General features: G+C 60.7%; 2 protein-coding genes. Both read right to left on the bottom strand.

The window, feature by feature from the left end:
* Nucleotides 1-193: 193 nt before the first annotated feature.
* On the bottom strand, nt 194-1285 hold the full coding sequence (acsF, locus tag NW837_RS08835; RefSeq protein ID WP_414330762.1) for a magnesium-protoporphyrin IX monomethyl ester (oxidative) cyclase: 1092 nt from the start codon (nt 1283-1285) through the stop codon (nt 194-196).
* Between the two features lie 104 nt (nt 1286-1389).
* Nucleotides 1390-2992 (bottom strand): glutamate synthase-related protein (locus NW837_RS08840; protein ID WP_414330765.1); only part of this gene is annotated, 1603 nt, incomplete at its 5' end.

A 2992-nucleotide genomic window follows, 5' to 3' on the forward strand; every position in this document is an offset into this window, starting at 1 on the left:
TCCCTGTAACCACACCCAAACGGCTAAGGATCCCCGCCGACGGGCTCTCCAGAAGCCCCAACCCAAAAAGGCCAGCGTTCCCAGCAAAAAGAGGGGAGTAATCTCGGTGGCGATGTTCATGGTCTACCTGTGATGGCCTACCTGCAAGAGTGCTCCACACCCCTGACGCGACTGAGGCGAGGCAGCAGACAGCTTAAGCAGAAACAGCCGCTCCCTCAAAACGGGGCTCAGGCTGCTCCCACAAGTAGAAGCCGGCACGGCGGGGCTTGAGCAGAAACAGCCGCAAAAACTGATAGAAGTTATTCAGGTAGAGGGGCAGCTTGCGCAAACCCTTGAAGGGGCCGGATCCCCGGGCAATCTCCCTCAGCTTAGCGTTGTTGGCCACGCACTTTTGCAGCCGCCGCACAAACTCAGGGTTTTCCACATCCAACACCACCGGGAACACCTTGGCCGCCTCGCGGTTGGTCTTGTAGATTACCTCCATGTCATAAGTATGGGGATCCAAGCCGATGAGGCGGTAGAAATCGGGGCGCTCTCCCACATCATTGAGGTACATGGTGGCGAACACCGACAGCAAGAAGAAGCGGCACCACAGCTTGGCCACCCATCCCTTGAGCAGCCGCGGCTGGCTTAGGAGCATGAGCGCAAAGAAATCGCCGTGGCGGTTCTCGTCCTGGCACCAGTTCTTGAAGAAGTTGAAGATGGGGTAGATGCGGTCTTCGGGATGGGCCTCCAGGTGGCGGTAGATGAGGATGTAGCGCCAGTAGCCGATCTTCTCCGAGAGATAGGTGGCATAGAAGATGAAACGCGGCGCGAAATAGGTATAGGACTTGTGCTTGGTCAAAAAGCTCAGGTCAAAGGCCAAGTTAAAGTCGCCCATGGCGCGGTTCAGAAAGCCGGCATGGCGGGCCTCATCGCGGCTCATCAGGGCAAAGCACTCGGCCAAAACGGGGTTGGTCTCTTTTAGCTTGCGCGACAGCTCCTTGTAGAGGAGAAAACCGGAGAACTCGGCTGTACAGGAGCGCTCCAAGAACTCCACAAACAACCGGCGCGCCTGCGGATCCAGGCGGCTTTCCCAGTCTTGGTTGAACTCCTCACCCCGGACGAAGTGATGGCGGTTGTAGTCGGCGCGAAACTCCTGCAGGATGGCCCGGAAATCGGCCTCTCGATCCCCTAAGCCCATTTTGCCGATGGCCTCGAAATCGGTGGTGTAGAAGCGCGGCGTCAGGATGGTCTCGGTGGGCACTCGCGCTTGAGTTTGAGCAGCTTGCAAACTGGGACTCATAGTGATTTAAAGCGGATGAAAAGGCCAGGTATACTCTCGCAGTTTACCAGCCTCTCTGGCCGTCGTGGGGATAAGAAGTGTTACCGGCAGGCTCTGAGAGATCCTTAAGACTCCACTGCCAGCGGCTGGGATCGCAAGGGATCCGTCAGCTCGCTGCCCTCCTCCGAAGGCGGGATCACCTGCCAAAACAGAGGCAAATAGGATTCCCAATTTTGCAGAATGCGCTCCGCTTTGGGGGAATGGGTGCGGCGATAGTGCTCTTGGATCAGGCTCTTCAGTTGTGCCTCTGCTGCTGCTGTCTGCACCCGCTGAATGCGCACGATCTCCCCGTTGACCTTGGCGGGGAAGTTGCCCTCCTCATCCAGCACATAGGCCAGGCCGCCGGTCATCCCCGCTCCCAGGTTGCGGCCCACCCGCCCCAGCACCACCACCACCCCACCGGTCATGTACTCGCAGCAGTGGTCGCCGGATCCCTCGATCACCGCCTGCGCTCCCGAGTTGCGCACCGCAAAGCGTTCCCCCGCCTGGCCGTTGGCAAACAGGGATCCGCCCGTGGCCCCGTACAAACAGGTGTTGCCCAGGATTACATTTTCCGCCGGATCGCGGGGCGCCTCAGGGGGAGCCAGGATGACGATCTCGCCGCCGCACATGCTTTTGCCCACGTAGTCATTGGCTTCTCCTGTCAGGGTCAGGCGCATCCCCGCCAGTGTAAAAGCGCCAAAGCTCTGGCCGGCGCTGCCGACAAAGCGCAGATCCAACTGCCCCCCCTGTTGGGCGAAGCCGGTATCTCCGTACAAGCGGGCCAAGGTTCCGGCAATGCGCCCGCCCACACAGCGGTCGGTGTTGGCGATAGGGATCTCCACCGTGGCCGTGCCGCAGGTTTCCACCGCCTTCTGCACCTCCGGCTGAGCCAGGATCTGCTCATCCAGCACCGGGCCGTTGGAATGCGCCGGCTCATGCTCCAACCAGTCGGGCAGGGTGTTGGGATCAAAACCGGGGGGAGTTCGCAGCAGACACTCCAAGTTCAAGGATGGGGTTTTCTGGAGAACGGCATCGGCCCGCGGACAGAGCAGATCCACCCGTCCAATCACCTCCTTCAGAGAGCGGTAGCCCAGTTGCGCTAAGACTTGGCGCACCTCCTCCGCCACAAAGGTGAAGAAGGTCACCACGTGATCTGGCGTGCCGGGGAAGCGCTTGCGCAACTCCTCCTTCTGGCTGGTCACTCCCACAGGGCAGTTGTTGGTGTGGCACACCCGCGCCATGATGCACCCCTCCGCAATCATGGCCACCGTGCCAAAGCCAAACTCTTCTGCCCCCAGCATGGCCGCCATCACCACTTCCCAACCCGTGCGAATGCCGCCATCCACCCGCAGGATGGAGCGCTGCCGTAGGCCGTTTTCCAGCAGGGTATGATGCACCTCCACCAGGCCCAACTCCCAAGGTGCCCCGGCATGTTTGATGGAGCTCAAGGGGGAAGCCCCTGTGCCCCCTTCATGGCCGGAGATTTGGATGATGTCGGCGTTGGCCTTGGCTACTCCTGCCGCCACCGTGCCGATGCCCACCTCCGCCACCAGCTTCACCGACACCTGTGCCTGGGGGTTCACCTGGTGCAAGTCGAAGATCAACTGCGCCAGATCCTCGATGGAGTAGATGTCGTGGTGGGGCGGCGGCGAGATCAAGGTCACCCCCGGCTTGGAGCGGCGCAGC

Source organism: Synechococcus sp. R6-10, assembly GCF_047461815.1.
In the GTDB taxonomy this organism is placed as follows: domain Bacteria; phylum Cyanobacteriota; class Cyanobacteriia; order Thermostichales; family Thermostichaceae; genus Thermostichus.